This is a genomic window from Micromonospora sp. NPDC007230 (assembly GCF_042869115.1).
Classification (GTDB): domain Bacteria; phylum Actinomycetota; class Actinomycetes; order Mycobacteriales; family Micromonosporaceae; genus Micromonospora.
This window is the reverse complement of sequence record NZ_JBIAFE010000004.1, coordinates 206,848-228,856: the sequence shown is the minus strand read 5'-3', so window position 1 is coordinate 228,856 and position 22,009 is coordinate 206,848. Positions and strand designations below refer to the sequence as shown.

The following is a 22,009-nucleotide window of genomic DNA, read 5'->3' as shown; positions in this document are numbered from 1 at the left end:
CGCTCCACCCGGGGTCTTCGCACATGTGTGCGGTAGCGTCTTGTGGTCCGAATCCCGGTCTACGACAGGAGAAGCTCCGCGCATGGGCAAGAAGACGATCCACGTCTCCGACTTCAGTGGCACGGTGCTGCGCGCCGACGACGAGGTGGTAAAGGTCGTCGTGCTGGAGCACCCTGACCTGGTCGCCGGGCCCGTGCAACTGGACGCCACCCCCGTCGAGGTGGAGAGCATCGACGACGCGGCGCTGGACGTGGCGGTGGTGGAGATCCACGACAAGCACGGCGGCGGCGAGCCGCGCCGGGTGGTGCTGACCGCCAGCGAGTTCGACGCGATGGCGACCGACGTGCCGATGGCGCAGCTCCTGCGTACCGCCGAGCGGGTCAAACCGCCGAAGGCACGGCGGGGCGCGGAGAAGGTCGACTACGGCACCATCGAGCACGCCGGGAAGCCGCATCGCGGCCGGGTCACCGAGGAGGAGGCCCGGCTGGTGCGCGAGCGCCTCGACGAGGTCAACAAGCGACTCGCCGACGCCGGCATCCGCCAGATCGACCCGGCCGACCCGGAGCACGCCGAGCGGTACGGCTTCCCCACCGCCGACTGACGGCCCCGCCACGCCGGGTACGCGCCCCGAGCCGCGTACCCGGCTGGCGGTACCGGGTGCCGTCGGTGCCCGCCATGGGCACCGACGCGCCAGCTCAGACTCTGCCGGCCGGGAATCGTCCGGGGCTCCCCGAGCGGGGGATCCGGATCCCCCGCGGGCGGGTCAGCGCCGCCGCGCGAACTCGGCGAGGGCGCCGCTGACCGCTGCCTCCATGGTGGCCTTCTCCAGCCCCAGGCCGGTCAGCACCCCGTCGCCGCCCTCCTCCTCGATGAGGGCGAGCAGGATGTGCTCGGTACCGATGTAGTTGTGGCCGAGCCGCAGCGCCTCCCGGAAGGTGAGCTCCAGGACCTTCTTGCCGCGCGCGTCATAGGGGATCAGATCCGGGAGCTGGTCGGCCTTGGCCGGCAGGGCGGCGGTGAGGACCTCCCGCAGCCGCTCCTGGGGTACGCCCTGCGCCTCGATCAGCCGGGCGGCGAGCCCGTCCGGCTCGGCGAGCAGGCCGAGGGCGAGGTGTTCCGGACCGATCTCGGCGTTGCCGGCGGTACGCGCCTCCTCCTGCGAGGCCAGCACCACGTTGCGCGCCCGCGTGGTGAAGCGGCCGAACCCGGCGTTCGGGTCGAGCGCGGCGGCCGTCTCGGCCTTCGCGGCGGACCGCTTCTGGGCGGCCTGCTTGCTGACCCCCATGCTGCGGCCGATCTCCGTCCAGGAGGCGCCCGAGCGCCGGGCCTGGTCGACGAAGTGGCCGATCAGGTGGTCGGCGATGTCGCCCAGGTGGTCGGCCACCAGCACGGCGTCGGCGAGCTGGTCCAGCGCGTCGGCGTGCGCCTTCTTGATGCCTTCGATCAGGTCGTCGAGGCGTACGGGATGGGTCATCTTCAAGGGCTCCGTCATGCGTCAACCATAAGTTGACGCATGGCCAGCGTCAACCACTGGTTGACGGGTGCGAGCGGCGGCACCCGTCCCGGCTCTTCAGCCGGTCGGGTCAACGGCGGTTACGGCCACACCGCAAGTTCGTTCAGCTCGGCTATCTCATAACCGCGCTGCTCGGACAGCCGGACGTATCTGGCGTTGATTCCGGCCGGCAGGGCGACTTTGAGGAAACGCGACCAGCGGGCCTCGGCCCGTTGCGACCAGGCGGTTCCGTCGTCGCTCGTTTCGATCACGACCGGGCCGGAAGCGGACAGGCCATGCGCGAAAACCGCCGCGACCGGACGGCGGGCGCCGAGGTCGACCTGCAGGAAGGTGTTGGCTTGGCAGGCTTTTGCCGAGCTGTTCGGCTGAGGGGTTGACGGGGCCCCGGCGCCGTTCATTCGCTGGCACCCCTGGTGCCGATAGGACGGTCCGTATGCGCCGTCGGTCAGGGAACACGGTACGAGGGGTTTCGGCTGGCCCTGCTGGTCGGCGACCGCGCACTCCTGACCGCGTGACCGGGGCGGCCCGAGAGCCCCGACCAAACCGACGCGCTGACTGTCATGGAGCGTGGTGAAGGTCGTGCCGTTGTCCCTGACCTCTGCGGTGGCAGTGAGGTAGAGGTAGCCCCGCAGATCCCCGATGGCCCGCGCGTCCAACGCCTCGCCCGGCCGCACGTCCTCGGCCTCCCACACCACATCGTTGGCTTCGTTGTCGGCGATTGCGGTGGCCTTGTACCGCGGGGATGTTCGATCCGTCAGGGCTGGACGGCCCGACCACTTCACGCTGATCTCTCTGGGGTCTGGCCGTACGGCCAGGTCCGCCGGCTCCCAGAAGGCCAGCGTCGGTACGTCGAGCTGGGTGCGCTGGATCTTGAATCGGGCATGTAGTGCCGGCCCGTTCGCCGTATCGCCGGCGAGTTGGGCGCTGAGCCCCATGGTCGACGCGGTATTGAACGTGCCCTGGGTATCCCGACCGGTGAGCCGGAACGTGTATGTGCCGGCACTGTCGGTCTTTGCCTTGCGGACGCCCTTGCACACGTCCACGGCGCGAGCCAGACACAGCAGCCCAAGACTCGTGACAGTGGCCAAGATGCCGCCGACGACCTCTGCGGCGTCCGGTTCCTTGTAGAGCACGACGCTCACCCCGGCCGCCGGTGCACCGTCGGCTCGAGTCAGCCGCCCGGAAACAGTCACCTCGGCGTCGTCCGGAACCTTGCTGGCCGTACAACCCACGACGAGCAGGGCAACCAGGGCGAAAGAAGCGACCACGCGGCGGCGAAGAGTGGGACCGGAGGCTCGCATGACGGAATCGTATAGTGAAATGCGTTTCCTCCGCTCTCACCCCGCGACGGGTGCCCAGCGGTGCAACGCGTCTTCAGCGATCTCGCGGTCCTGCGGGTCCCGGCGATGCGTTCGGCGAGGGCGCGCGGACTGACCCCGTGGACGCTGTCGCGGTCAGGGTCGGCGCCTGCGGGGTCGCGGTCGCCTGTCCGGAAGTGCCGGACGAATCGTCGGCCGCTCCGCCGGTCATTTGCTGCGCATCGGCGTTCCAGACTCAGTACAGGTGCTCACCGCTTGACACGTCCCCGGCATTCATACATCCTGATTTCACTAGTAACCTAGTGAAACGGAATTATGGGTGATCGACTTCCACGTCGACGCGCGCTCGGGTATGGCGCCGTACCTGCAGATCGTCAGGCAGGTACGGCAAGCGCTGCTGCTGGGGCTGCTCACCGAGGGCGACAAGCTGCCCACGGTCAAGGAGGTGGTCGCCAAGGTGGCGATCAATCCGAACACCGTGAGCAAGGCGTACCGCGAACTCGAACACCTCGGCCTGGCCGCGGGAAAGCCGGGGGTGGGCACCTTCATCACCCAATCGCTCGGCCACGCATCGCTCACCGAACACGGTCCGCTGCAGCAGGAGCTGCGCGCCTGGATGGACAAGGCCCGCGCTGCGGGCCTGACCGAGCCGGGCATCGAGGCGATGTTCCAGAACACCCTGCGCGAGAGCGCCGAAGAGGAGAAATGAACGCGATCCTGCAAGCCCACGCGCTCGGCAAGAGATTCGGCCAGCGCCAGGCGCTGGCCGACTGCACCCTGGAGCTCCCGCCGGGACACGTCGTCGGCCTGGTCGGGCCCAACGGCGCGGGCAAGACCACCCTGCTGAAGATCGCCTGCGGCATGCTCGCGCCGACCACGGGGCGGATCGAGGTGCTGGGCGAACAGCCCGACGGCGCAACCGCGCAACTGGCCCGGGTCGGGTACGTCGCCCAGGACACGCCCACCTACGCGAGCCTGTCCGTCGCCGACCACCTGAAGTTCGGCGCCAAGATGAACCCGGCCTGGGACGCGAAGCTCGCACAGGCCCGCATCGAGCAACTCGGCCTGAACCCGAAGCAGAAGGCGGGCAAGCTCTCCGGCGGGCAGCGCGCCCAGCTCGCTCTGACCGTCGCGGTGGCCAAGCGACCCGAACTGCTCATCCTCGACGAGCCGGTCGCCAGCCTCGACCCGCTGGCCCGCCGCGACTTCCTGCGCCACCTGATGGAGTCGGTCGCCGAGCATGACACCAACGTCATCCTCTCCTCGCACCTGGTCTCCGACCTCGAACGCGTCTGCGACTACCTGGTCGTGCTGGTCTCCTCCCGCGTACAACTCGCCGGCGAAACCGATGATCTGCTCGCGCAGCACCACCGGATCGTGTGCACGCGGCGCCAGGAGTCCGACCTGCCCGCGGGGTTGAAGGTCATCTCGGCGGAGCACACCGACCGGCAGTCCACGTTCGTGGTGCGAAGCGAAAGCGACCTGCCCGCCGGGGACTGGTCCGCCGAACACCTCGAACTGGAGGACCTCGTGCTGACCTACCTGGAGCGGCCCGTCGACCAGGGCGCCGATAGCGCGATGCAACCGACGGGAGAAGCGCGATGATCTGGCTGACCTGGCGGCAGTTCCGTGCCCAGGCCCTCACCGTCCTCGCCCTGCTCGCCGCCGCGGGGATCGTGTTCCTGGTCACCGGGTTGCCGATGCACCACAGCTACGCCGCGGCCCTGGCCGCGTGCGCCCCGCTGGACGCCTGCGACGGCGCGACCCCCGCGGCGCGGGCGTTGGGTGCCCAGCTCAGCCAGTTGCAGCGAAGCTATGAGCCCATGTTGATGCTCCTGCAACTCCTCGTGATCGCCGTACCGGCGCTGATCGGCATCTTCTTGGGCGCGCCACTGATCGGCCGGGAACTGGAAACCGGCACGCACCAACTCGCCTGGAACCAAACCGTCACGCGCACCCGGTGGCTCGCGATCAAACTCACCGTCGTCGGCGTCGCCGCGGTCACCACCACGGCGACCCTCAGTTGGCTGCTGACCTGGTGGGCCGGGCCGCTGGGCAACCTCAACGGCAACCGGTGGGCGGCGATGACCTTCGCCTCACGCGACATCGTCCCGCTCGGCTACACCGCGTTCGCCTTCGCCCTGGGTACCACGCTGGGACTGCTGCTGCGCCGCACCGTTCCGGCCATGGCCATCACCCTGGCCGTGTTCATCGCCATCCAGATACTCGTACCCGCCCTCATCCGACCCCACCTGCTGCCGTCGACGACAACCACCTTCCCGATCAACCAGGCCAGCGCCAGCCAGTTCCACGACTACCGGGGCACGCAGACGGAATTCCACTTCGACCTGCCGACACCGCGAGGCGCCTGGCTGACATCCCAGCCGCCCGTGAAGAACTCGGCCGGCCAGGTGGTCCGCATCGACAGTTACCCCGAATGCTTCCCAGACAGCCTGAGCGACGCCCCAGACCTGAGTCAGATCGGCGCCTGCCTCGCCACGTACGACCTCCACGAAACAGTCACCTACCACCCCGCGAGCCACTACTGGCCGCTGCAATGGATGGAAACCGGGATCTTCCTCGTGCTCGCCGGGGCGCTGGTCGGTACCTGCTTCTGGTGGATCCGGCGCCGGCCGAACTAACCGTTCGCCCGCCCCGATACTCGAAGACTGCCGCGAGTAGCGCCGACCCGCTCAAACCGAACGGCATGAGCCTCGATCTGGCTACCGTCCAGATCGAGGCCGCCGAACTCCGGAAGCTGATCTACGTCGAGGTGACCCGGCAGTCCCAGCGGTCGACCACAGACAAGCTCGGTTATCTGTTCGATGCCTGACGCTGGGTCACCAAAAGGGTCAGGGCCGGTCTCAATGACCGGCCCTGAGGGTGTTACTGCTGGTGCGCCGCCAGGGACTCGAACCCCGAACCCGCGGATTAAGAGTCCGCTGCTCTGCCAGTTGAGCTAGCGGCGCTCGCTGGCAACGGGGAGAACACTAGCACGGCCCCCGACCCGGGTTCCAATCCGATCCCCGGCTCCCCTCTTCGGCCGAGCTTAACGGGCAAAACCGTACAAAATCTCCCACCCGCAGGCGCAAGGGGCCCAACGCCATGGCAGCGATACGGCACGATGTGCGCCAGGCACGCGAGAACAGAGGTGGGGATGGGCAGGTTCGGGCGGGCCGGGGCGATGCTGGGCGCTCTGGTTCTCACGGCGTCGCTGGCACTGACCGGCTGCGGGGACGACGACAAGAAGACGGCAGCCGGGGCTGCCGACCAGCAGCAGGTCGTACCGAGCGCCGTAGCGGGCGGCACGACCAGCGAACCGGCGGGCACAGCTGCCGCACCGTTGAAGGTGAACCCGACCGACGGGTCGCTCAAGCGCCCGGTCAGCACCGAGATCAGCGCGACCGTTCCCGGCGGCGGGAAGGTGTCGGAGGTCGTCCTCACCGCGGCGAACGGCACCACCGTGGCGGGCCGGCTGCGGCGCGACGGCTCTTCCTGGGTGCCGTCCGCCCCGCTGAAGTACGCCACCCGGTACACCGCCACGGTCACGGGCACCGGCGCCGACGGCCAGACCCACCAGGGCACCAGTACCTTCACCACGATGGCCAAGCCGAAGTCGATGATCGGCTCCGGGCTCTACCTGTTCAGCGGCAAGACGTACGGCGTGGCGATGCCGGTGGTCGCCGAGTTCTCGCCGGGCATCCCGAAGAAGGACCGGGCCGCGGTGCAGAAGCGGATGTTCGTGCAGACCGACCCGCCGCAGCCGGGCGCGTGGCACTGGGTCGACAACGGCACGCAGGCGTACTACCGGGCGCCGGAGTACTGGAAGCCGGGCACCACCATCACCGTACGGCTGGCGCTGGCCGGGATCCCGCTGAGCAACGGCCGCTACGGCAACGTCGACCGGAGCGCGACCGCGAAGATCGGACGCGCCTTCGAGATGAAGGTCGACAACGCGACCAAGAAGATGAGCGTGTACGAGAACGGCGCGCTGGTCCGCACCCTGCCGGTGAGCCTCGGCAAGAAGAGCACCCCCTCCTCCAGCGGCACCATGGTGGTGATGGAGAAGAAGGAGTCGACGGTCTTCGACACCCGGGACGACCCGGACCCGGAGAACCGGTACGTCACGAAGATCGACTTCGCTCAGCGGATCACCTGGGGTGGCGAGTACATCCACGCCGCGCCCTGGTCCGAGGGCGTGCAGGGGCGGCAGAACGTCTCGCACGGCTGCGTGAACGTCTCGATGGCGAACGGACGGTGGCTGTTCGGCCAGACCCTGGTCGGCGACCCGATCACCGTCCGGGGCACCGCGCGGAAGCTGGCGCCGGGCAACGGCTGGACGGCGTGGAGCATGAACTGGTCACAGTTCGTCGCGGGCAGCGCGCTGCCGGTGCCCGACGGGGGTGCGGGACCGGCCTTCTGAGCGATCGGCGGCGGCCCGGTGGCACCCGCCGGGCCACCGCCGGCGACCGTCAGGCGGCGCCGGACCGAGGCAGAGACGAGCCCTGTTCATGAAGCGCCGTAACATACCAGAATCGTTACGTCGCGCCCGGCGTGTTTCGGTTCACTTCCGGCAACGGGTATGGGTACCCGCGCGTCTGTAGAGGACGATGGGACCGGGGATGACGACTGTGGGGGAACCATGCGAGCTAGCCAGGATGAGTTGATCCGGCGCGGCACCGCCCGGCGCGGCACGCGGCGCCGGATGTTCGCGGCCGCGGTGCTCGCCGCCGCGATGGCGCTGACCTCCGCCTGCACCGGCGGCGGTGGCGGCGGCGGCGAGAAGCCGTCGAGCTGGCATGGCGGGGAGGAGGGCCCGAAGGCGGCCGCCACCATCAGCGAGCCCGCGGCCGACGCCAAGGACGTGCCCGCCTCTACCGCCATCACCTTCACCACGAAGGAGGCGAAGGAGACCGCCGTCGAGCTCAAGGACTCCGCCGGCACGGCCGTCGAGGGCACGCTCGCGGAGGACGGGAAGAGCTGGCTCCCCGCCGGCGCCCTGAAGTACGGCGAGACGTACACCGCGACGGTGACCGCGACCGGCGACGACGGCAAGCCGGCGACGGCGACCAGCACCTTCACCACCATGGCAAAGCCCGCCAACCAGGTCCGGGTCAGCAGCTTCCTCGGCGACAACCAGACGGTCGGCGTGGCCATGCCGCTGATCGTCAAGTTCAGCCGGGCCATCCCGCAGGACTACCGGGACGACGTGCAACGCCGGATGACGGTCACCGCGAAGCCGGCCCAGGAGGGGATCTGGCACTGGGTGAGCCCCACCGAGGTGCGCTATCGGCCGAAGAAGTTCTGGCAGGCCAACAGCACGGTGTCGTACCGGGTGCAGGCGGGCGGACTCCCGATCGGCGACGGCTGGTACGGCCGAGCCGACCTGACCGTCGACATCAAGATCGGCCCGTCGTTCGTCATGACCGTAGAGAACCGCACCAAGCGGATGACGGTCACCAAAAACGGCAAGGTGATCCGGACGATCCCGGTGAGTCTCGGCAAGAAGACCACCCCGTCGTCCAGCGGCACCATGGTGGTGATCGAGAAGCTCCGCAAGACGGTCTTCGACACCCGCGAGGAGTTGGGCCCGGAGGAGGGCTACCGCACCGACATCGACTTCGCCCAGCGGCTCACCTGGGGCGGCGAGTTCATCCACGCCGCGCCCTGGTCGGAGGGGGTGCAGGGCCGGGTCAACGTCTCGCACGGCTGCGTGAACGTCTCGATGAAGGAGGGCGCCTGGCTCTTCGCCAACACCCGGATCGGCGATCCGATCACGGTGAAGGGTACCCAGCGCAAGCTCCAGAACGGCAACGGCTGGACCGACTGGAACATGAGCTGGGACCAGTACGTCAAGGGCAGCGCCCTGCCGTACGAGCCGCCGGCGCAGCCCGGTGACGACACCAGCCCGAGCGCGGACCCGAGCGCCACGCCGAACGCCTGACCAACGCGTTACCCGGAGCCCCTTCCCGACGGAGGGGGCTCCGGCGTTTCCCGGCCTGGAAACGGCTGAGGCCCCCTCCCGGAAGAGGGGGCCTCAGTTGCTGGGGTGACTGATGGGAATTGAACCCACGACAACCGGGACCACAACCCGGTGCTCTGCCAACTGAGCTACAGCCACCATGCTCTCCGCGCCGGTCGACCCGGGCGGGGCGCGGACTAATAATAGCCACACCCCTGCCGTCCCCGTCCACCGGGTTCCGGCCGGCCGCCGGGCGGAGGCTCAGAGCTGGGCGGCGATCGCCTTGGCGCTCTCCACGTCCGGGCCGGGCAGCGGGACGAAGATGGTCCGCCGGTAGTACTCCAGCTCCCGGATGCTCTCCCGGATGTCCGCCAGGGCCCGGTGGGCCAGCCCCTTCGGCGGCTGGCCGAAGTACACCCGTGGGTACCAGCGCCGGCAGAGCTCCTTGATCGAGGAGACGTCGATCATCCGGTAGTGCAGGTGCGCGTCGAGGCGGGGCATGTCCCGGGCGATGAACCCGCGGTCGGTGGCGATCGAGTTGCCGCACAGCGGCGCGCTGCCGGAGTCCTTGACGTAGGTGGTGATGTAGTCGAGCACCATGTCCTCGGCCTCGGCGAGGGTGACCGTGGAGCGGCGGGCGGCCTCGGTGAGCCCGGACTTGGCGTGCATGGTCTGCACGATCTCCGGCATCCCGTCCAGCGCCGCGTCGTCGGCGTGGATGACCACGTCCACGCCCTCCCCCAGCACGTTCAGGTCGCGGTCGGTGACGAGCGCGGCGACCTCGATCAGCGCGTCCCGGCCGAGGTCCAACCCGGTCATCTCACAGTCGATCCAGACGAGAAGATCAGCCACCGGATCAGACTACGCGCTGCCGATCCGCCCGCGCCTCGGCACCATGGCCGAGGTGGACCAGTAGGGTTTGCCCCGTGCCAGCCGAACCTGTCGCACCACCCGCCGTCACCGAGGACGATCCGGGCGGCCGTACGGCCCGTCGGCTCGTCACGGTGGTGGCGCTCGCCGCGGTGCTGCCGGCGCTCTATACGCCCGGCACGGTGCACGACTTCTTCGACCTGAAGATCTACATGCGGGCGATGGACTGGTGGGCGGCCGGCCACCCGCTCTACGACTACGTCCAGCCGGACCGGGTGCAGGGGGCGCTCTACTTCACCTACCCACCGTTCGCCGCGCTGCTGCTGCGGCCGTTCGCGCTGCTACCGCTCGGCGCCACCGTGGCGATCTTCACGGCGCTGACCGTGCTGGGCGTGGTGGTGACGACCCGCTGGCTGGTGCTCCCGCTCGTCGAGCGGCACGGGCTGCCCCGGCTGTTCACCGTCACGGTGGCCGTCCTGCTGGTGTTCGCGGTGGAGAGCACCCGGGAAACGCTCACCTTCGGGCAGATCAACATGCTGCTGGTGGTGCTGATCCTGGCCGACCTGCTCTTCGCCGTACCCGGGGGGCGGTCCTGGGCCGGGGTGGGCGTGGGGCTCGCGGCGGCGCTCAAGCTCTTCCCCGGGATCTTCGTGCTCTACCTGCTGGCCACCCGGCGCTGGCGGGCCGCGGTGGTCGCCTCGGCGACCGCGGCGGTGGCCACCCTGCTGGCCGCGGCAATCGCGCCGGCTGACTCGTGGCGGTTCTGGACCCACGAGCTGTGGGCGACCGATCGGGTGGGGCGCCCCGACTACACCGGGAACCAGTCGCTGTTCGGCCTGCTCAGCCGGCTCACCGCCCCGGAGAAGCCGGCCCAGCTGCCCTGGCTGCTGCTGGTCGGCGTGGTCGCCGGGTACGGGCTGTGGCGGGCCGCCCGCGCCGCCCGGGCCGGGGACGCGCTGGCCGGGCTCACCCTGACCGGCCTGGTCGGCGGCCTGTTCAGCCCGATCACCTGGACGCACCACCTGTACTGGTTCATCCCGGCGGTGGTGGTGCTGGTCGGCGCGGGGCTGGACGCCGACCGGGGCACGGTGGCGGGGGCCCAGCGGCGCCGCTGGCGGTTCAGCCTGGCGATCGGCACCGCCTTCGTGATCATCTACGGGGTGGTCACGTTCCGGGACTGGGGCGTCGCGCCGGTGCCTACCGACAGTTTGGGCGAGTTCGTCGCGCGCAACGCGTACGTGCTGCTCAGCCTGGTGCTGCTGGCGGCGCTGCCGACCCGGCGGCCGGGTGGACGGGACCGCACCGGGGCAAGCTGAAACTTGCACCAAATGGACAGACATCGCGACGGGCGCCGTTCGGCGCTAATCTGGTCACAACTACCTCAAGTTTCTCCCAGGTAGCACCGATTCCCCCGGTGACGGTGGCCCTCCGCGTCGGCAGCGCGGAGGGCCACCCGCCGTTGGCGGCCCGACACAGGGCCGGTTTCCCGAGACCACGCCCAGGGAAGCCGGCCCGAGGGGGGTGGCGAGACCGCGGCGCAGGAAGCCAGCGCTATCCGTCGGCGGGCTTCGGCGCGTCCGGCCCGGCGTCCAACGGCGACGCCACCCGTGGCGGGACCTCCACCGGTCGGGGGGTCGCCGGCACGGTGGCCGGGGGCCAGGACCACGCCGGATCGGCCGGCAGGTCCGCCAGGGTCTCCGGGCGCCGGCTCGGCACCGGGCCGATCGCGGCCCGGGACCCAGCGGTGGGCGCCGAGCCGACGGCGACCAGCTGTCGCTCCGGCCAGGCCGGCCGCTCCCCCACCCCGTCGGGCGTGCCCAGCCCGCTGAGCGAGCTGACCCCGAGCCGCCCGGCGAGCACCGGGACCTGGTCAGGCTCGACGACGAAGACCACCTCGCGCGGGCGGACCGGGCGCAGCAGGAGCAGCACGGCGAGGACCACCAGCAGCACCCCACCGGCGAGCAGCGCCCACGCCATCCCGGGGAACCAGCCGGCGCGCAGCTCGGCACGCAGGTCCAGGGCGAGGTCGGCCCGCGCGTCCGGCCGCATCACCACCAGGCTCAGCGACCGGCCGGCCAGCTCGGCGGGGCTCCACTCCAGCGCGCCGATGCCCTCGCGTACCCAGAAGCTCTGCTCGGCGGGGACGGTGGCGGCGGTGCCGGCGGTGGCCGGGCCGGCGGGCTCCAGGCGGACCGGCAGCGGGCCGCGGGCCAGCGCGACCCGGCTGACGGTGGCGTGCGGGGCGGCCGCCAGCCAGCGGGCCACCTGGTCGGTCGGGGCCAGGCCGAGGAAGGCCGGCCCGTCGGCGGTCCGCGCGATCAGCCGTAGGCGGGCCTGTGCGGTCCGGGCGAAGGGCGCCTCGGCGCGGAGCAGGTCGTCCACGTCGGTGACCACGACGGCCTGCCCGGGCGTGCGGATCGTCTCGAAGCGGGCGCCGAAGCCGCCGTCCGGGTTCGCGTGCCGGGCCGCGGTCCAGAGCCCGGCCCCCACGAGGAGCGCCGGGATTCCCACAGCCAACAGCAGCATGCCGGCGATCGTTCGCACGAACCGCATTCGGGTCCTCTCCCTCGGTAGCCAACCACCCGGCCGACCTTACCGAGGCGAACCGCGCAATCGCCGGATATCCACGGCAAGCACCCCAAGGACCGCAGAAAGCACGCCGGCCCGCCGGAAGATCCGACGGGCCGGCGGCACCTGCGCAGGTCAGGACTTCGGCGCGGGCTCCCGACGGGTACGCAGGAAGGCGAGCCCACCGAGGACCAGACCGGCGAGGCCGGCGACCAGACCGGCCACGCCGAGGGCCGTGCCGGCGCTCCCGTCGGAGTCGTCGTCACCGCCGGACGCGGCCGGCGAGGCGTTCGCGGCCACGTTCGCCGCCGGCGAGGCGGACGGCGACGCGGCGGTCAGCTTGAGGACCGGGGCCGGGTGCTCCGGCTCCTCCTTGCCCGGCGTCGGCACCTCGATCCAGCGGGACACATTGCCGTCCGAGTAGGTCTGGATCACCTTGAACACCATCTGGTCGACCTGCGGCAGCGGCCCCATCGACACCGGGAACTCCTGGAACTCGCCCGGCTTGACCCCGCCGCCCGACGCCGCGGTGAAGGTCAGCTTGGCCACCGCCTCGGTGAGCTGGCTGCCGTGCACGTCGATCGGCGGGTCGACCTTGCGCTTCTCCGCCTGCACCGTCCACCCCGGCACCGGCATGGTGGAGACCGAGCCGACCGGTGCGTCCTCCGGCAGGAAGACCTCCACCTTGGTGGTCGAGGCCGTGTCGCTCTCGTTCGGCACCCGGAAGGCGAAGCGGCCGTAGCCGCCCTGGGTCGCCTCCTTCGGGTTGACCGTGACGTGCGCCGAGGCCGGCCCGGCGAGGCCGAGCACGGCGGTGGCGACGGCGGCGAGGGCGAGCGCGGCCGCGGTGGCGGGACGCCGAAGACGGAACATGGGCGGAAGCCTCTCCTACTTGATCGGCACGGTGGCGGTCACCGTGGCCTGGTCGATGTCGGACGTGCGGACGGTGAAGCGGAACACCCACTGCCCCGCCGCCGGCAGATTGATCTCACCGGTGGCATGGACGTCGGACAGCGGCAGCAGCGGGATCTCGATCGGCTCGATCCCGGCCGACGGCAGCGCGGCGGTGGCCTTCCACTCCTGCACCGGCTGCGGTCGGTTGTCGGTGGTGTACGCGTAAAGGTGCATCGAGTTGTTGCCACGCTGGGCCGGGTCCAGCTCCACCTGCAGCGAGTAGAGCGGGCTGGTCAGCGTGGTGGAGAAGTAGCCGGTGGACGTACCGGCCACGTTGGCGGCCTCGGTGCGGGCCGGCGTGGTCTGCACCAGGTTGGCCGTGACGCCGAGCACCACCGCGGTGATCGCCAGCTCGGCCACCACCGCCCGGCGCATCGAACCGGGCCGGCCCGCCGCGGTGCGCCGCCGCACCAGCGACCGGGAGTACGCGGCCACCCCGATCACCAGCACGAACAGACCGATCTTGGCGAGCAGCAACTGCCCGTACGTGGTGTCGAACAGCGCCTGCGGGGTGGCCACCTCGATCAGCCCCTGCACGGTGCCGGCGAGCAGCAGCGCCGCGACCGCCAGGGCCGCCCAGCGGGACCAGATCGGCAGGATCGCGTCCAGCTCCCGCTCGTCGGCCCGGCGCAGCAGGAAGACCGCGAGCATCACCAGGCCGCCCAGCCAGACGGCCATGCTGCCCAGGTGCACCGCGTCCACCACCACCGAGACCGCCGGCACCGGCGAGGCGGCCGGGTGGCCGGCCAGCGGCCAGGTGAACAGCGCCGCCCCGCCGAGGATGGCCAGGATGATCCCGTCGGTCCGGCCGACCGGCGAGGCGTTGAGCGGCCGCAGCAGGAACGCCGCCGCGGCGAGCAGGCCGAGCCGGACCAGGTGCGCGGTGCCGTACGCGCTGCCCAGCACGTCGCCGAAACCGGACCCGGTGACGGCGAACAGGCCACCGCCGGCCGTGTACGGCACCTGCAACCACAGCTCGGCCACGGTCGCGACGGCCAGCAGGCCCAGGCCCGACCAGGCGAGCCGGGCCGGCCCGCGCCGGGACAGCCGGCGCGGCCAGAGCAGGGCCAGCACCAGGGCCGGGCCGACCAGCAGCAGCAGGCCCAGGTAGCCGACGTACTTCGCCACCTTCACCGCGTTCTCCACCACCGGATTCGCGCGGCTGTCCGTACCGGTGTCGGTCGGTGGCGTCGACGGGGCGCCCACCGAGTAGGTGAAGGCGCCGGAGACCGGGTGGCTGTCGGCGGAGATCACCCGGTAGCTGACCAGGTAGGTGCCGCGCGCGCCGGACGGGTCGACCGGGATGGTCACCACCGTGTCCTTGAACGTCGGCTCGCCGCGGTCGGCCCGGGAGCCGTCGGGGGCGATCACCCGGATCTTGCCCGGGACCTTGCGGACTCCCTCGCTGAAGGTCAGCACCACCTCGGCCGGTGCGCCGGGCACCACGGCGGAGGCGGTCGGGCTGGTGCTCACCAGCACCGCGTGGGCGCTGGCCGGGGTGGCCGGGGCGACGAGCAGGGCGACCAGGGCGACCAGCAGGCCGGCGGCGGTCCCCAGCCGGGCGGCCCAGCGGCGGTCGGCGGCGGCCGGTCGGTCGGCCCCGCGGCGGTCGGCGGCGGGGCGACGGCGGCGGCGTACGGCAGCAGTCATGACCATCATGCTTCCCGACGCGGCCCGGGATCGGCGACCCCTGATCATCCGCGTCCGGCGGCGAGCGCTGCGGGTCGGGGCCGCTCCGGCTCGTCGCTGACCCGGCCGAGCGCCCAGAGCAGGCCGGCCTGCACCACGGCCGCCAGGTGGCCCAACTCGTGCACGGCGGCGGTGGTCGAGGCGGCGATGTCCACCAGGCTGGTGCCGGCCAGGCAGACCGCCAGCACCAGGGCCACCGGCAGGAACGCCCGGGCCCGCTCCGGCCGCCAGGCGGCGAGCGCGAAGCCGACCGCGAGGGCCGCGTCGAAGGAGGCCATCTCCCGGCTGGTGTGCGGGTCCGCGTCGACGCCCAGCCCGGCCAGCAGGATCGGCAGCGCGATGGCGAACTGCGCCGCCGCGGCCACCGCCACGGCCACCCGGAGCACCTGGCGCCGGGCCCGCCCGGCGGCCGCGGCACCGGCCCGCACCGCCGCGCGGTCCGCGGCGACGGCGGCCAACACCGGGGCGGTCAGATCGGGTACGTCCACCGGCTGCAGCCGGGTGAGCCGGGTCACCCGCTCGGCGTGGGCCAGCCAGGAGCGGCAACCCGGGCAGGACCCGGTGTGCGCCTCCAGGGCCGCGACCGGGGCCTGCGGGTCCTCCCCGTCCAGCCGCGCCGACAGCGCCAGGCGAACCTCGTCGCACGTCATGAGCGGGTAGTCGGCGGGCGGGCGAGAAAAGTTCCCGACGTGGGCCGGACCACGGAAAGGGCCGAAGGACCCTGCCCGACCCCGGTACGCCGCGTAACCTCGTCTGTCGTGATCCCCGCCCCGCGCGACAGCTCCGCCAGCCACCGTGCGGCGGGGCCCGACGCTGCGCCGGACCCGGCCACGCACTGGGCGCTGGCCGCCCGCGACGGGGACCCGGCCGCCCAGGCCGCCTTCGTCCGCGCCACCCAGGCCGAGGTGTGGCGCTTCGCCGCCGCCCTCGTCGACGTGGACAGCGCCGACGATCTGACCCAGGAGACCTACCTGCGCGCGTTCCGGGCGCTACCCGGGTTCGAGGGGCGGTCCACCGCGCGTACCTGGCTGCTCGGCATCGCCCGGCGGGCCTGCGCCGACCACCTGCGCACGGTGGTCCGCCGGCGGCGGCTCGACGAGCGGCTCGCCGCGCACGCGGCCACCGAGCGGCCGTACCCCGACCCCGCCGGGCAGCTCGGCGCCACCGACCTGATCCGCCGGCTGCCCGCCGAACGGCGCGGCGCGTTCGTGCTCACCCAACTGCTCGGCCTGTCATACGCCGAGGCCGCCGCCGTGGAGGGGGTGCCGGTGGGCACCATCCGGTCCCGCGTCGCCCGGGCCCGCAGCGAGCTGGTCGCCGCCGTCGGCGACGCGCTGGCCGGATGACGGCGGAACTTTTCTCGGATCCGGGGCGACCAATGACCGTGACTGCACCGAGCACCCGGGCCATCCAGTGGCCCGCCGTCCGGCCCTGGCTCGGCGCCGCCGTCCGGCTCGGGCTGGCCGCCGTCTGGTTGTTCGCCGGCGCCACCAAGGTCGGCGACCTGGCCGCCTCCGGCCGCGCGGTCAACGCCTACCAGGTCATGCCGTACGAGGTGGCCACCGTGATCGGCGCCGCGCTGCCCTTCGTGGAGCTGGCGCTCGGCGTACTCCTGCTCGTCGGGCTGGCCACCCGCCTGGTCGCCGGCGTCTCCACGGCGCTGCTGGTGGTCTTCATCACCGGCATCGCCTCGGCCTGGGCGCGCGGCCTCGCCATCGACTGCGGGTGCTTCGGCAGTGGCGGCCAACTCGCCGCCGGGCAGGCCCCGAGCTACCTCCCGGAGATCCTCCGGGACCTGGGATTCCTGGTCATGGCCGGATTCCTGCTGATCTGGCCCCGCACCCCGTTCTCGGTGGACGGCTGGCTGGCGGGCGCGGCACCCGAGGAGGGCGAGGATGAGTAGTCGGAAGGGCCAGAAGAAGGCGGCCCAGGTGGTCCGCGCGCAGATCGCCCGGGAGAAGCGGCGCACCCGCACGATCATCACGTCGATCGCCGCGGTGGTGGTGCTGGTGATCGCCGGGCTGATCGGCTGGGCCGTCTACTCCAGCCAGCAGTCGAAGACCTTCACCGCCCCGCCCGGCGCCAACGCCGGCGGCACCGGCATCCTCGACGGGAACGGCCCCGTCACCATCGACCTGTACGAGGACTACCTCTGCCCGGTCTGCAGGCAGTTCCAGCAGGTCAACGGGGCGACCATCGACGAGTTGGTCAGAGAGCACAAGGTGCGGGTGATCTTCCACCCGGTGGCCTTCCTGAACCGCTTCTCCACCACCCAGTACTCCACCCGCGCCTCGGCCGCCGCCGGCTGCGCCGCCAAGGGCTCGAGGTTCAAGGAGTTCACCAACGAGCTCTTCGCCAAGCAGCCGCCGGAGGGCAGCGCCGGGCTGAGCGACGCCGAGCTGATCGACATCGGCGCGGGCGTCGGGCTGAACCGGGACGACTTCGGGGCGTGCGTCAACAACGGCACGTTCAAGGCGTGGACCGCACACGTCACGGACGACGCCAGCAAGTCGGGCGTCACCGGCACCCCGACCATCAAGGTCAACGGCAAGGAGCTCACGGACAAGAGCCCCGCGGGGATCAAGGCAGCGGTGGCGGCGGCCGGCAAGTGAGCCTCCTACCGCTGCGCCGGGCGGCGGTGGTGCTCACCGCCGCCCTCACCGCACTCCTCGCCCTCGCCGCCCCGGCCGCCGCGCACGGGGCGGACGCCCCCGACGGCACCAACTACCGGGCTGCGGTGATCGAGTTCAGCCCCGCCCCGCCCGGACTCACCGCCCGGATGGTCGAGGCGGGCGCCCGGCTCGAGCTGACCAACCACACCGGGCGGGACGTCGAGGTGATCGGCTATTCCGGCGAGCCGTACCTGCGGATCGGGCCGGGCGGGGTGTACGAGAACACCCGCTCCCCCGCCACCTACCTGAACCGGACCATCGCCGGCGACACCCAGCTCCCCCCGCGGGCCGACCCGGCGGCGACGCCGACCTGGCAGCGGATCTCCGACGGGCCGACCGCCCGCTGGCACGACCAGCGCACGCTCTGGCTGGAGTCGGCGCCGCCGCCGCAGGTCACCGCCGACCCGGCCCGGGAGCAGCAGGTCCGCGCCTGGGTGGTGCCGCTGCGCACCGGCGACCAGCCCATCGAGGTACGCGGCACGCTGGACTGGGTGCCGCCGCCGGACGCCTACCCGTGGTGGGTGGCCGCCACGCTCGGCTTCCTGCTGATCGGCGCGGCCGGGCTGGTCCCCGCCGGCTCGACGGCCGGTACGCGCGCGTTGCGCGCGGCGGGCGCGCTGCTCGCCGCCGGCGGGCTGGCCACGGTGGCGCTCACCGTCGGCCGGGCGCTGGACGCCGGGGCCGCCGGCGTCGGCGGGGTGCTGCTCGAGCTGGTCAGCGGGCAGGTGTGGATGCTGCTCACCGGGCTCGGCGCGCTCGCCGCCGGCGGATACGCGCTGGCTCGCCGGGAGGCCGCCGACTTCGCGCTCGCCCTGGCCGGGGCCTGCCTGGCCCTCTTCGCCGGGGTGGCGAACCTGGCCGTGCTGTCCCGCTCGGTGGTGCCGGTGCTGTGGCCGGCGGGCCTGGCCCGGGTGCTGGTGACGCTGATCCTGGCCACCGGGGCGGGTGCGGTCGCCGCCGGCGTCCTGCGCCTGCACGCCGCCTCCCGCGCCGCGCGGCACACACCGCGCGACCCACGCCCCACCGCAACACTGGCCCGGTGAGGTGGGTCAGGCGGGGCGGAAGGCGGTGCGGGGGTCGAAGCCGTAGGGAAGCTCGAGGCGGTGCGCCGCCAGCAGGGCGTCGTCGGTGAGGATCTCGGGCGTGGGGGCGTCGGCGACGATCCGGCCGGCGTCCAGGATCACCGAACGGTCGCAGAGTTCCGCCGCGTACGGCAGGTCGTGGGTGACCATCAGCAGGGTCACCGGCAGCGCACGCAGGATCTCCGCCAGCTCCCGCCGGGCGGCCGGGTCGAGGTTGGACGACGGCTCGTCGAGGACCAGGATCTCCGGGTGCATGGCGAGCACGGTGGCCACCGCCACCCGGCGGCGCTGCCCGAACGAGAGGTGATGCGGCGCCCGGTCCCGGTGCTCGCTCATCCCCACGGCGGCCAGGGCCTCGTCGACCCGGGCAGCCAGCTCCGCCCCGCGCAGCCCCAGGTTGGCCGGCCCGAACGCGACGTCCTCGGCGACGGTGGGCAGGAACAGCTGATCGTCCGGGTCCTGGAAGACGATGCCCACCCGGCGGCGGATCTCGGCGAGGGTGTCCCGGTCCCGGCCCACCGTCAGGCCGCCGACGCTGACCGTCCCCTCCGTCGCGGTGAGGATGCCGTTGAGGTGCAGCACCAGCGTGGTCTTGCCGGCGCCGTTCGGCCCGAGCAGCGCCACCCGCTCCCCGCGCGGCACGGTCAGATCCACCCCGTGCAGGGCGACGTGGCCGTCCGGGTACGCGTACCGGACGCCGCGTACGTCCAGCGAGGGAGGTGTCTGCACGTGCCCGATCATCTCAGGACGACCGCGACGGCGGCGATGGTGGCCGCGGCCAGCGGCACCGTCGCGGCGACCGCCCACTGCCCGGCGGTGGCCGCGCCCGCGCCCTGCCACACCGCCGGCATCCGCCCGGTGTAGCCGCGGGAGACCATCGCCAGGTAGACCCGCTCGCCGCGTTCGAAGGCGCGCAGGAAGAGCGCGCCCACCCCGGCGGCGAAACCCCGGAGCTGCCAGAGGAACCGCGGATCGTCGCCCCGGGACACCCGGGCCACCCGCATCCGCCGGGCCTCGCCCACCAGCACGTCCAGGTAGCGCAGCATGAACGTGGCGATCTGGGTGAGGATCTGCGGGCAGCGCAGCCGGTCCAGGCCGACGATCAGGTCACGCGTCGTCGTGGTCGCCGCCAGCAGCAGCGACGCGAGTACGCCGAGCGTGCCCTTGGCCAGGATGTTCCAGGCGCCGTGCAGCCCGTCGACGGACAGGCTCAGCCCGGCCACCTCGACCCGCTCCCCGGTGCCGAGGAACGGCAGCGCGAACGCGAAGAGCACGAACGGCAGCTCGATCAGCGCCCGGCTGAGCAGCCAGCGCGGCCCGACCCGGGCCAACGCCGCCACGGCGGCGACCAGCAGGGCGTAGGCGCCGAAAGCCCAGTACGCCTCCCGGGGCGTGGCGACCACCGCGACGGTGAAGAGCACCATCGCGGCGATCTTCACCTCCGGCGCGAGGCGGTGCACCGGTGAGGCGGACTCGCGGTAGAGCACGTGCACGTGCCCGGCACCCATGACGGCGGGTCCCTCAGCGGGTGCCGGCGGGTCGCGCGCCGGCGTCCCGTGCCGCCGACCCGGTCGGGGCGCCACCGGCCGGATCGGTCGGGACGCCGTTGGCGCGGCCGGTCGGGACGCCGTTGGCCGGACCGGTGGGAGCGCCGTTGGCCGGACCGCGGCGGCGGGCCAGCCAGAACAGGCCGCCGCCCAGGGCGAAGGTGAGCAGCACGCCGATCACGCCGGAGATGCCGGTCGAGAGGAACCCGTTGCCGACGCCCCGGACGCCGTAGTCGGCCAACGGGCTGTCGGCCAGCTCGTGGTCCTTGGCCTGCTGGGCCGGGCAGCTCCCGCCGGTGATCTCGTCCTCGGCGTTCACCGTGCAGCCCTTCAGCAGCGACGAGTCGAGCCCGTCCGGGTGCGACGAGGCGTAGTTGCTGACCACGCCGGCGAGCAGCAGGGCGACCAGCAGGCCGCCGAGGATGAAGGGCCAGGGACGCTTGCTCATCGGACACCTCCGGCGGCCGGGACGGCGGGAGCCGGCACAGCCGGCTTGCGGGCGCGCAACGCGTACACCAGATCGGGACGGACCTTCGCGACGGTGACCACCGTGGTCGCGGTGATCAGGCCCTCGCCGATGCCGATCAGCAGGTGGACGCCGGCCATCGTGCCGGCCAGGCCGGCGAGGTTGCCGCCCAGGTCGGCGGTGCCGCCCAGCCAGTACTGCAGGACGAAACCCTGGCTGGCGACCACCACGCTGACCAGCGCGGAGACGAAGGCGGTGACGCCGAGACCGGCCGTGGTGCGCGGCAGCACCCGCAGCAGCAGCGCGATCAGCAGGTACGCGGCGGCGGTGCCGAGGATCGCCATGTTGGTGATGTTGAGGCCGAGCATGGCCACCCCGCCGTCGCCGAAGACCAGCGCCTGCACGACGAGGACCACGGCCACGCAGAGTGCCCCGACCCACGGCCCGACCAGCAGCGCGGCGAGGGCGCCACCGAGCAGGTGGCCACTGACGCCGGCGGTGAAGATCGGGAAGTTGAGCATCTGCACGGCGAAGATGAACGCGGCCACCAGGCCCGCCATGGGGGCCAGCCGGTCGTCGAGGTCGCGGCGCCCGCGCAGCACGCAGCAGGCGAGCACGGCGAGCGCGAACGCGGCGAAGATCGCGGCGACGGGACCGTCGATGATCCCGTTCGAGATGTGCATCGCCAGTGTGTCCACTCGACCTCCCCGGACGCGGCGGGAGGATCCACGCCGACACGGGCAGCTTATTTGCGATGGCCCGTTGTTGCCAATCCCTTGCAACAAGCTATGGTGATCATCACGCCACCGCGCGTCGCCACCGTCCCGGTCCGGCCATGCGGCGGTATCGTCTGCGCCATGACCGACCGCCTCAGCCCCGGCGACCCCGCCCCCGAATTCACCCTCCCCACCGACAGCGGCGGGAGCCTCTCCCTGGCCGACCTGCGCGGCCGCAAGGTCATCCTGTACGCGTACCCGGCCGCCATGACGCCCGGCTGCACCAAGCAGGCGTGCGACTTCCGCGACTCGCTCGCCTCGCTCCAGGCCGCCGGCTTCGAGGTGGTGGGCATCTCCCCGGACAAGCCCGAGAAGCTGGCGAAGTTCCGCGACCGGGACGCCATCACCTTCCCGCTGGTCGCCGACACCGACAAGGCCGTGCTTACCGCGTACGGCGCGTACGGCGAGAAGCAGCTGTACGGCAAGACGGTGACCGGGGTGATCCGCTCGACCTTCGTCATCGACGAGGACGGGAAGATCGAGCGGGCGCTCTACAACGTCAAGGCCACCGGGCACGTCGCCAAGCTCCGCCGGGACCTCGGCCTGGACTGAGCCGGTCCAGACCGCCACCTACGCCGGCAACCGCCGCCC

Annotated in this window: 24 protein-coding genes and 2 tRNA genes; 13 read left to right on the top strand and 13 right to left on the bottom strand. The window is 72.2% G+C overall.

Annotation, left to right across the window (positions count from 1 at the left end; translation table 11 throughout):
* The first annotated feature begins 82 nt into the window (after positions 1–82).
* Complete coding sequence (locus ACFYML_RS08200) at positions 83–601, top strand: hypothetical protein (protein WP_387419912.1); 519 nt, start codon at positions 83–85, stop codon at positions 599–601.
* A 162-nt stretch (positions 602–763) separates the two neighbouring features.
* On the opposite strand, the gene ACFYML_RS08195 is transcribed toward ACFYML_RS08200, so the two are convergent.
* Both ACFYML_RS08195 and ACFYML_RS08190 read right to left on the bottom strand, forming a co-directional pair.
* Complete coding sequence (locus tag ACFYML_RS08195; RefSeq protein ID WP_387419911.1) at positions 764–1,492, bottom strand: Clp protease N-terminal domain-containing protein; 729 nt, start codon at positions 1,490–1,492, stop codon at positions 764–766.
* Positions 1,493–1,593: 101 nt separating this feature from the next.
* Positions 1,594–2,814 carry a discoidin domain-containing protein gene (locus tag ACFYML_RS08190; RefSeq protein WP_387419910.1) on the bottom strand — a complete coding sequence of 407 codons (1,221 nt, stop codon included), beginning with the start codon at positions 2,812–2,814 and terminating at the stop codon, positions 1,594–1,596.
* A gap of 337 nt (positions 2,815–3,151) precedes the next feature.
* Between ACFYML_RS08190 and ACFYML_RS08185 the strand changes: the two genes are divergently transcribed.
* From ACFYML_RS08185 to ACFYML_RS08170, 4 genes are all read left to right on the top strand, one after another.
* A complete protein-coding gene (locus ACFYML_RS08185; RefSeq protein ID WP_120729302.1) occupies positions 3,152–3,541 on the top strand; it encodes a GntR family transcriptional regulator in 390 nt (129 codons plus the stop codon).
* Positions 3,538–4,437, top strand: coding sequence for an ABC transporter ATP-binding protein (locus ACFYML_RS08180; RefSeq protein ID WP_387419909.1), 900 nt, complete (start codon positions 3,538–3,540; stop codon positions 4,435–4,437). Before ACFYML_RS08185 ends, ACFYML_RS08180 begins: the two co-directional genes overlap by 4 nt.
* Positions 4,434–5,474, top strand: coding sequence for an ABC transporter permease subunit (locus ACFYML_RS08175; RefSeq protein WP_387419908.1), 1,041 nt, complete (start codon positions 4,434–4,436; stop codon positions 5,472–5,474). Before ACFYML_RS08180 ends, ACFYML_RS08175 begins: the two co-directional genes overlap by 4 nt.
* A gap of 65 nt (positions 5,475–5,539) precedes the next feature.
* Positions 5,540–5,665: a hypothetical protein gene (locus ACFYML_RS08170; RefSeq protein WP_387419907.1), complete on the top strand. Its 126-nt coding sequence runs from the start codon at positions 5,540–5,542 to the stop codon at positions 5,663–5,665.
* A 60-nt stretch (positions 5,666–5,725) separates the two neighbouring features.
* Here ACFYML_RS08170 and ACFYML_RS08165 read toward each other — a convergent pair.
* Positions 5,726–5,801 (bottom strand) — tRNA-Lys (locus ACFYML_RS08165).
* A gap of 188 nt (positions 5,802–5,989) precedes the next feature.
* On the opposite strand from ACFYML_RS08165, the gene ACFYML_RS08160 reads away from it, so the two are divergent.
* Both ACFYML_RS08160 and ACFYML_RS08155 read left to right on the top strand, forming a co-directional pair.
* Entirely contained in the window at positions 5,990–7,255 is a 1,266-nt protein-coding gene (locus ACFYML_RS08160) for an Ig-like domain-containing protein (RefSeq protein WP_387419906.1), read from the top strand.
* A 219-nt stretch (positions 7,256–7,474) separates the two neighbouring features.
* Positions 7,475–8,776, top strand: a complete 1,302-nt coding sequence (locus tag ACFYML_RS08155; RefSeq protein ID WP_387419905.1) for an Ig-like domain-containing protein — start codon at positions 7,475–7,477, stop codon at positions 8,774–8,776.
* Positions 8,777–8,877: 101 nt separating this feature from the next.
* Here the strand turns inward: ACFYML_RS08155 and ACFYML_RS08150 are convergent.
* Together ACFYML_RS08150 and orn are read right to left on the bottom strand one after the other, a co-directional pair.
* Positions 8,878–8,953: transfer RNA gene (locus tag ACFYML_RS08150), tRNA-His, on the bottom strand.
* Positions 8,954–9,055: 102 nt separating this feature from the next.
* Positions 9,056–9,646: an oligoribonuclease gene (gene orn / locus ACFYML_RS08145; RefSeq protein ID WP_387419904.1), complete on the bottom strand. Its 591-nt coding sequence runs from the start codon at positions 9,644–9,646 to the stop codon at positions 9,056–9,058.
* A gap of 74 nt (positions 9,647–9,720) precedes the next feature.
* On the opposite strand from orn, the gene ACFYML_RS08140 reads away from it, so the two are divergent.
* Positions 9,721–10,980, top strand: coding sequence for a glycosyltransferase 87 family protein (locus ACFYML_RS08140; RefSeq protein ID WP_387419903.1), 1,260 nt, complete (start codon positions 9,721–9,723; stop codon positions 10,978–10,980).
* A gap of 235 nt (positions 10,981–11,215) precedes the next feature.
* Here the strand turns inward: ACFYML_RS08140 and ACFYML_RS08135 are convergent, their stop codons facing one another.
* The 4 genes from ACFYML_RS08135 to ACFYML_RS08120 all read right to left on the bottom strand — a co-directional run bounded on the left by ACFYML_RS08135 (position 11,216) and on the right by ACFYML_RS08120 (position 15,525).
* Positions 11,216–12,217, bottom strand: a complete 1,002-nt coding sequence (locus ACFYML_RS08135; RefSeq protein WP_387419902.1) for a hypothetical protein — start codon at positions 12,215–12,217, stop codon at positions 11,216–11,218.
* Positions 12,218–12,367: 150 nt separating this feature from the next.
* A complete protein-coding gene (locus ACFYML_RS08130) occupies positions 12,368–13,105 on the bottom strand; it encodes a YcnI family protein (RefSeq protein WP_387419901.1) in 738 nt (245 codons plus the stop codon).
* Between the two features lie 15 nt (positions 13,106–13,120).
* Positions 13,121–14,836: a copper resistance CopC/CopD family protein gene (locus tag ACFYML_RS08125; protein WP_387419900.1), complete on the bottom strand. Its 1,716-nt coding sequence runs from the start codon at positions 14,834–14,836 to the stop codon at positions 13,121–13,123.
* A 44-nt stretch (positions 14,837–14,880) separates the two neighbouring features.
* Positions 14,881–15,525, bottom strand: a complete 645-nt coding sequence (locus ACFYML_RS08120; RefSeq protein WP_387419899.1) for a zf-HC2 domain-containing protein — start codon at positions 15,523–15,525, stop codon at positions 14,881–14,883.
* Positions 15,526–15,633: 108 nt separating this feature from the next.
* Between ACFYML_RS08120 and ACFYML_RS08115 the strand changes: the two genes are divergently transcribed.
* From ACFYML_RS08115 to ACFYML_RS08100, 4 genes are read left to right on the top strand one after another with little or no spacing between them, the layout of a single operon-like run.
* Complete coding sequence (locus tag ACFYML_RS08115) at positions 15,634–16,221, top strand: sigma-70 family RNA polymerase sigma factor (RefSeq protein ID WP_387419898.1); 588 nt, start codon at positions 15,634–15,636, stop codon at positions 16,219–16,221.
* Positions 16,222–16,253: 32 nt separating this feature from the next.
* Positions 16,254–16,778 (top strand): MauE/DoxX family redox-associated membrane protein, encoded by a 525-nt coding sequence (locus ACFYML_RS08110; RefSeq protein WP_387419897.1) that lies wholly within the window; start codon positions 16,254–16,256, stop codon positions 16,776–16,778.
* Positions 16,771–17,487 (top strand): DsbA family protein, encoded by a 717-nt coding sequence (locus tag ACFYML_RS08105; protein WP_387419896.1) that lies wholly within the window; start codon positions 16,771–16,773, stop codon positions 17,485–17,487. Before ACFYML_RS08110 ends, ACFYML_RS08105 begins: the two co-directional genes overlap by 8 nt.
* Positions 17,484–18,590, top strand: a complete 1,107-nt coding sequence (locus ACFYML_RS08100) for a hypothetical protein (protein ID WP_387419895.1) — start codon at positions 17,484–17,486, stop codon at positions 18,588–18,590. The genes ACFYML_RS08105 and ACFYML_RS08100 overlap by 4 nt, the downstream gene beginning before the upstream one ends.
* Positions 18,591–18,596: 6 nt before the next feature.
* Here ACFYML_RS08100 and ACFYML_RS08095 read toward each other — a convergent pair whose 3' ends face one another.
* Genes ACFYML_RS08095 through ACFYML_RS08080 form a run of 4 tightly spaced genes read right to left on the bottom strand, consistent with a single transcriptional unit; the run spans position 18,597 to position 21,340 of the window.
* A complete protein-coding gene (locus ACFYML_RS08095) occupies positions 18,597–19,370 on the bottom strand; it encodes an energy-coupling factor ABC transporter ATP-binding protein (protein ID WP_387419894.1) in 774 nt (257 codons plus the stop codon).
* The gene (cbiQ, locus tag ACFYML_RS08090) at positions 19,367–20,137 is read right to left on the bottom strand and encodes a cobalt ECF transporter T component CbiQ (RefSeq protein ID WP_387419893.1); all 771 of its coding nucleotides are present in this window, start codon (positions 20,135–20,137) and stop codon (positions 19,367–19,369) included. The genes ACFYML_RS08095 and cbiQ overlap by 4 nt, the downstream gene beginning before the upstream one ends.
* Positions 20,138–20,150: 13 nt before the next feature.
* Positions 20,151–20,624 carry a PDGLE domain-containing protein gene (locus tag ACFYML_RS08085; protein ID WP_387419892.1) on the bottom strand — a complete coding sequence of 158 codons (474 nt, stop codon included), beginning with the start codon at positions 20,622–20,624 and terminating at the stop codon, positions 20,151–20,153.
* A complete protein-coding gene (locus tag ACFYML_RS08080; protein WP_387419891.1) occupies positions 20,621–21,340 on the bottom strand; it encodes an energy-coupling factor ABC transporter permease in 720 nt (239 codons plus the stop codon). Before ACFYML_RS08080 ends, ACFYML_RS08085 begins: the two co-directional genes overlap by 4 nt.
* A 159-nt stretch (positions 21,341–21,499) precedes the next feature.
* Between ACFYML_RS08080 and bcp the strand changes: the two genes are divergently transcribed.
* On the top strand, positions 21,500–21,970 hold the full coding sequence (bcp, locus tag ACFYML_RS08075; RefSeq protein WP_357433983.1) for a thioredoxin-dependent thiol peroxidase: 471 nt from the start codon (positions 21,500–21,502) through the stop codon (positions 21,968–21,970).
* Positions 21,971–22,009: the final 39 nt, after the last annotated feature.